Below are 6,308 nucleotides of genomic sequence, written 5' to 3'. Positions count from 1 at the left end.
AGACGCTAACGACTTCTCACAAGGTCAATTTCAAGATGAACGTCAAAAACTCTTTAACATTCAGCATAATGGTGAATTAACAGAACAGGAAAAATGGCGTGCCATTGATAAAGTTAAGGGGTTAACTCTAGGTTCTACTGAAAAGCAAGCATTAGCTGTCAAACAAGCCGAACATGATAAAAAAATAAGAGATCAAGCACGAAAAGAAGCACTTGCTGAACTCCGAAAGGGGTTTGGAAATCATGCCTAAAACAATTAAGGAACTTGCTGACGAATTTGATGTATCAAAACAAGCCATTAGGAAAAAACTCGATGAAAACTTTAGAGAAAAATATGTACAAACCGTGACTAGGAACGGGGTACAAACGTTAGTTGTTTCCAATTCAGGTTATTTGCTTTTAAAACAGCATTTTGGTGGTGGTAACAATCAAAAACAAGACGGCGGATTATTTACTAGTAACATTGGTAACAGAATACAAGATACAATAGAATTACTCAATCAACAATTAACGATCAAAGATAGTCAAATTAAAGAAAAAGATGAACAATTAAAATTAATGCAAAAATTATTGGATCAATCACAACAACTGCAACTATTATCTAAAAATGGATCAACTGACTTAAAATATATAGTGAAAAATACTGATTCATTAAAAAAAGAAACAAAACGCAAGAGAAAATGGTGGAATTTGTGGTAACTTATTATTATATGGTAAATAAAAGTATACATTGTGTTGAGGAGATCTATTAAAATGTCTAATTTAACAGTACAGTCTAATCCTCCTAGTGCCAATACATGGAGTTCTGAAGTCAATTCTTTTATGGCCATAGATGAATCTGGTACATCAGAGCTTAAAAGTATAGAACGTATGATTAGTAATTCAGATCAAAATAATATTGACAAATGGTTCATTTTAACAGGAGTTATTTTTAATAAAGACGCCATGGAATTTCTTCCTCAAAAGATAACAGAGTTCAAAGAAAAATACTGGTCATGCGGTGAATACTGTGGGAAAAGAGTAGTGCTACATAGTAAAGAGATGCGCCATAGAGAGAATGCTTTCTCTAAGAGATGTATTCCTGATTATGATTCATTTATTGGGGATTTATGTGGCTTATTAGAATCTCTTCCATTTAAACTAGTATCCATAGTTGTGGATAAATATAAACACGTTTTAATTAATCAAGAAAGAGGCACATGCCCCTATGGTGTTTATGAATATGCATTAGCTTTATTATTAGAACGTTATACATTTAATATGGGTTCCCAATCAGCAGGGGCTCTTTTATTTGAATCTCGCAACGGTGGCGCTGATCGGAAACTATATTCAAAAGCATTGTATACAGTTAAAAATGGAACCTATTATGTGTCAGGCGCTAATTTCAACTTTTTAAGGGAAAGAATTTATTTTAATTCTAAAAGAACTGCTGATAATAAAAAATCCTATTTTATGTTAGAATTAGCTGACTTATTTTCTTATGCTGTATTACAACATTTTAGAAAAAATGAAGATTCTAAAATATATACAACCATGAGCAAAAAACTAGTAGGTTATCCCGATTTTGATGGCAAAGGATTAAAAGTGCTGTATTAATTTGGAGGTTAATTATGACTGATGTTGAAGAGAAAATTCGTCAATTAAGAGCATGGGAAAATAAAAAGGAAACATTATCAACATATTGTCTTAGCAATAGTGAACGATTACTTAATCGTTATGCATTTCGTGGATCTATTTATTTAGTAAATTTTGGAGAAAACTTAGGTGTAGAAATTAACAGGAGGAGACCTGCGTTAGTACTTTCCCCAAATGGATTTAATAGATATTCAGGTGCTATTACTGTTGTTCCGATAACAAAAAACTTAATATATGACGATGATAACCAAGAAAAACCTAAATACTCCTATCATTATTTCGTATCTAAAAGTGACTATCCTTTTTTGGATTTTAATTCTTGTATTGAGTGTGAACAGGTAAGAACTATTTCTAAATCACGAATAATCAAATTTCTAGGAAATTTGAATAGCAAAGATATTTCTATAGTTTCTTCGAAAGTTCACAATTTTATTTCTTGATTAAGATGCAAATTACTGATAGAATTTAATAGATGAGTTATATACTACATTTTTTGTAGTAAAATAATACAGTTCGTATAGTTCGAACGCCTTAACTTTTAAGTTACGGTTTATGGGTAGATTCCCAATATATTTTATATAATACCTTCTCACTTATAGTGAGGGGTATTATATTTTTTATTATGAAACACATAATTATTATAATTAAACATAAAAGCACAAACTGAAGCAATTCAAATCTCAGACAACACCGTTTTTACACTATCTTTAATGTCTCTTTTAATACCGTCCAAATATTCTGGTGCCCCCTTTAAATCAAGGTCCGGATTTTTTGGAATCTGTTTATTGTCTGTATGGTTAACACGAATTTTTATATAAAATTTCAAAGGGTCTATAACTTACAAATAACCCCTCGAAAACATTGAAAGAATAACCCCTAATATCTATAATGTAGATATTAGGGGTTATTTATTTTTATATACCATAAATAGCTTCTTTTATTCGTTATTTTTTCGATACCTTTTAGCACGATTTTGACCAGGAAATAAACGATCATGCGATCCGACTCGAATGCCAATTAAGACTAGTTCATCTTTATCAATCGTGTAAACAACCAGGACATCGTTAGTTTCGCTTGGTATTTTGTTTTTCGGGGTATCTCGTAAGTGAAATTCATTATACCCGCTCATTCGCCGATTAAGTTCATGATCCTCAAATTCTGGTGGTAATTGTTGTTGCTCAAGCAACAGGTCAATGGCTGCTCGAACTTCATCAATAATAGATTTGTCTAAACTGGCTAACCGTTTTAGATCAGCATTAAAGGTTGCACGTGGTTTAAATCTTAGTTTTTTCATTATTTAAACTGACCCCAATAATCATCATCTGATTCAACAATTTCATCGTCAGGTAAAACATGGCGTTTAATTAACTGATCACGTGCAATTGCATATTCTAACGAACCTTCTTTAGCTTTTAATGCTCTTTCTAGCCAGTCCATTTTTTCTTGTGAAACGATGGCTACTGCGCGACTATTTGAACGAGCAATATAAACGGTTTCGTCTTCGTCATTAACTTGATCTAAATATTTTTTTAGGTTAGCGCGAAAATCGCTCTGTGTTAATGCTAATGTCATATTTACCACCCTTTCATTGTACTTAATATTGTACTTTAATTTGTACTAAAAATCAATTTTTTAAGGAGCTAAAACTATGCAACAAGTTGTCTTACCCATCAAAGATTCAAACGTTCTCAAAGAGGTGCAAGATACGTTACTCCATAATTTCAAAGCTGGTTGGCGTAACTATACCGTTTTTCAAGTGGGTAAAGCGACTCTGTTGCGAGTGAGCGACGTTATGAAGCTTCGTTGGACAGATGTCTTTAACGAAAACGGCACCGTGCGTCAGAATGCGTTTATACACGACCAAAAGACCGGTAAAGCTAACCTGCTCTACTTAAAACCCGTGCAAACTGATTTATTAGCCTATCAAGCTTGGTTGCAAGAAAACCATTTGGTTTCTGACTGGTTGTTTCCCTCGATTCAGCACCCAGAACGACATATCACGGAAAAACAGTTCTACAAAATTATGAGTAAGGTTGGCGATCTGTTAGGAATTAATTATCTAGGGACCCACACGATGCGTAAAACCGGGGCTTACCGCGTCTACACGCAATCAAATTATAATATTGGCTTAGTCATGAATTTGCTAAATCATTCCAGTGAAGCAATGACTTTAGCTTATTTAGGCTTAGACCAGGCTAGTACTGAAACGATGCTGGATAAAATTGATTTTGGTTAGGAGGCTGGCTTTATGGATTTAGATTTTAAATCAAACAAGTATGATCTTTTTGATGATTGGCATCAAAACAAGACTAAACAAGAGTTTACACAAAAGTTGCAACGGCAAGCTCAAATTGAAAAAACACACCTGCCAAAATTATTGTCGCGTGAAGATTTAAAAATTCGTTGGCAGATGAACTCTCGTCAAAGTGTTCATCAAGTTGCTAGTAAGCCTGATTTTCCGCAACCCGTTTTTGCTTTTAATCATGGTAAGACGCCACTTTACTTAGCAACTGAAATTCAAATTTTCGAAATTAATCACCCTTGGGTAATAACTCCCGGTGCTCGTCTTGCTTATAGTCATTGGATCCTTCGTAATGTGATTGATTAATCTTAAGATTTAACTCTAGGTTTTTGATAGTTGGCGTTAGCCTTCTAATACAAATAATCCCCATCAAAATGGGGATTAAATCTACCCTTGACACTTGTCAAGGGTGTAAGTGCGCATTGACCTCGTTTCACTCGGTCTGCTGATAACCATAAAATCAATTTCTGCTGTTGTTTAATTGACTGTATTTTTAATTCAATTTATGTTTGCACCTAACTAAGATTGTTATGTTTTAAATATTTAAAAAGTGTTGCAGATTACGCTGTTTTAAGCCAAAATTTTTTAATTGCTTTGTGCAGAGAATCTTTATAAGATTGGTAACAATTTTCGAATAACGGTGTTGTAAGATCTGTGAATCTAAACTTGAAGTCATTATTTTGATGTTAGGAGTAATTAAGATGGACGAAAAGAAAGTATTAAAACCAATTGATGAAATGCTTGCTGATCCTTGGCAAATTGATATTCAAGAATTGTTTGAAGTTTCTGTCAATGAACCTGATGAGATCAAGAGGAATTTTTATGATTCCTTATACACTTATGTTTTGCAAAAAAGACAAGAAGATATTATTAATCGTCCTGGCTTCGTTATTTAGCCCTCTAAGAGCCTGCTGAGGGCTTTTTATTTTGACTTTGGTATAAATGTATATAAATAGCCTTAAAATCGCTGAGAACAAAAAATAAGGCCCTTAAAAACGAACATAGCAGTTGAATTCTTATTAAGATTCAGAAAAACTAACTGTTTGCTGTCAATGGTAGCGGACGAGCAAAGCGTGGGAGCATAAGGAATTGACAGCTCTAAACCAGTCTTAACACTGAATTGGCGAAAGCCAAAGTTTCTATAAAACTTTGCTTTCCTGCCTAACGGCGAGTGAAAAAGCGGTTAAGCTGGCTCAGCTTGGACGGGGTTCGGGGCGTCAGCGCCCGAATTAATGTGGCTTGCCACACCTTTTAGGCAACGAACAGAGTGAGGCGCAAGGAGCATAGCGACTGGAGTTTAATGTGAGCCTGTTTTTTGGCTCACTCCTTTGTGTTTTTTGATTCTAGGTTTTGACCTCGTACAGTGGTGCCTCTTTTATACCTCTTTTATAAACCTCTTTTAAACCTCTTTTAGACCCCTCTTGAGCCTTACTCTCCCAAGGCTCACAGAAGTTTATCAACGAGGTTTTGTCTGTTTATCAACGAGGTTTTGTCTGTTTATCAACGAGGTTTTGTCTGTTTATCAACGAGGTTTTGTCTGTTTATCAACGAGGCTTTTAATGGTGATCGTTGATAAACAATCGTTGATTTTATATAATAGTTGTGGAGGTGTGATTATGAGCAATGAACTTATAAAATATGATCCTGAACTTAATACCATTCCGTTACGTAAATTCACCCCTATTGAAATGAATCTATTTTTTTCAATTATTTCTCGTATGCGTGATAAGGGAGATCAGACAGTTAGATTTTCTTTTGAACAACTTAAAGATTTGAGCAACTACAAACCGACTGCAAATAATCGCTTTGAAGATGATATTCAAAGAACTTATGAAAAGTTAATGGGACTTCATTTTGGAAGACGTAGTAAATCTGGATTAAATAGAGAAATGTTTGTTATGTTTACTAAATTCAGAATTGTTGGTGAAACTGATTCTCCTTATATAGACATTGAAGTATATAAAGATGCTTTGCCACTTCTTAACAATTTAGACACGTGGGTTAGATATGCTTTAGCGGAATTTAGAGATCTTCGAAGCAGTTATGCTAAAACCGCTTTTAGATTGTTAAAAGGTTTCAGAACAACCGGTTATGCTTTTTTATCAAAAGAAGATTTTTTTGAGTTACTTGATATTCCTAAAAGTTATTGGAAAAAACCGGGAGACGTTGATAGATACGTTCTTAAACCAATCAGAGAAGAATTGACCCCTCTTTTCAGAGGCCTAACTGTTCGAAAGAAATATGGTAAAGGCCGCGGGAAACCAGTGATTGGGTATTCTTTTACTTGGAAGCCTGAAAAGAAAGACGCTAACGACTTCTCACAAGGTCAATTTCAAGATGAACGTCAAAAACTCTTTAACATTCAGCATAAT

At 34.1% G+C, this 6,308-nt stretch carries 9 protein-coding genes and 1 pseudogene; 8 read left to right on the top strand and 2 right to left on the bottom strand.

The genetic code is table 11. The features are described 5' to 3' along the window. The 4 genes and pseudogenes from GB993_RS11715 to GB993_RS11700 all read left to right on the top strand — a co-directional run. Positions 1-250: pseudogene (locus GB993_RS11715) on the top strand (replication initiation protein); the annotation flags it as partial. Then, positions 243-698, top strand: coding sequence for a helix-turn-helix domain-containing protein (locus tag GB993_RS11710; protein ID WP_186337685.1), 456 nt, complete (start codon positions 243-245; stop codon positions 696-698). The pseudogene GB993_RS11715 and the gene GB993_RS11710, both read left to right, overlap by 8 nt. Before the next feature lie 54 nt (positions 699-752). After that, a complete protein-coding gene (locus GB993_RS11705; protein WP_161004419.1) occupies positions 753-1,595 on the top strand; it encodes a DUF3800 domain-containing protein in 843 nt (280 codons plus the stop codon). A gap of 14 nt (positions 1,596-1,609) precedes the next feature. Then, positions 1,610-2,074 carry a type II toxin-antitoxin system PemK/MazF family toxin gene (locus tag GB993_RS11700; RefSeq protein ID WP_161004418.1) on the top strand — a complete coding sequence of 155 codons (465 nt, stop codon included), beginning with the start codon at positions 1,610-1,612 and terminating at the stop codon, positions 2,072-2,074. A gap of 497 nt (positions 2,075-2,571) precedes the next feature. On the opposite strand, the gene GB993_RS11695 is transcribed toward GB993_RS11700, so the two are convergent. Both GB993_RS11695 and GB993_RS11690 read right to left on the bottom strand, forming a co-directional pair. Next, entirely contained in the window at positions 2,572-2,928 is a 357-nt protein-coding gene (locus GB993_RS11695; RefSeq protein WP_063696877.1) for a type II toxin-antitoxin system YafQ family toxin, read from the bottom strand. Then, the gene (locus GB993_RS11690) at positions 2,928-3,206 is read right to left on the bottom strand and encodes a type II toxin-antitoxin system Phd/YefM family antitoxin (RefSeq protein WP_003586674.1); all 279 of its coding nucleotides are present in this window, start codon (positions 3,204-3,206) and stop codon (positions 2,928-2,930) included. The genes GB993_RS11695 and GB993_RS11690 overlap by 1 nt, the downstream gene beginning before the upstream one ends. 76 nt (positions 3,207-3,282) lie before the next feature. Here GB993_RS11690 and GB993_RS11685 point away from each other — a divergent pair, with 76 nt between their 5' ends. The 4 genes from GB993_RS11685 to GB993_RS11670 form a co-directional block, all read left to right on the top strand. Next, a complete protein-coding gene (locus GB993_RS11685) occupies positions 3,283-3,870 on the top strand; it encodes a site-specific integrase (RefSeq protein ID WP_065928860.1) in 588 nt (195 codons plus the stop codon). A 12-nt stretch (positions 3,871-3,882) separates the two neighbouring features. Next, positions 3,883-4,242, top strand: coding sequence for a hypothetical protein (locus tag GB993_RS11680; RefSeq protein WP_012660358.1), 360 nt, complete (start codon positions 3,883-3,885; stop codon positions 4,240-4,242). A gap of 377 nt (positions 4,243-4,619) precedes the next feature. After that, positions 4,620-4,832: a hypothetical protein gene (locus tag GB993_RS11675; protein ID WP_161004417.1), complete on the top strand. Its 213-nt coding sequence runs from the start codon at positions 4,620-4,622 to the stop codon at positions 4,830-4,832. A 720-nt stretch (positions 4,833-5,552) separates the two neighbouring features. After that, the coding region (locus tag GB993_RS11670; RefSeq protein WP_161004420.1) for a replication initiation protein at positions 5,553-6,308 on the top strand (756 nt) is incomplete at its 3' end.

The organism is Furfurilactobacillus milii (assembly GCF_009864005.1).
In the GTDB taxonomy this organism is placed as follows: Bacteria; Bacillota; Bacilli; order Lactobacillales; family Lactobacillaceae; genus Furfurilactobacillus; species Furfurilactobacillus rossiae_B.
Note: the sequence above shows the minus strand (reverse complement) of the source record. Positions and strands in the feature narration are given on the sequence as shown.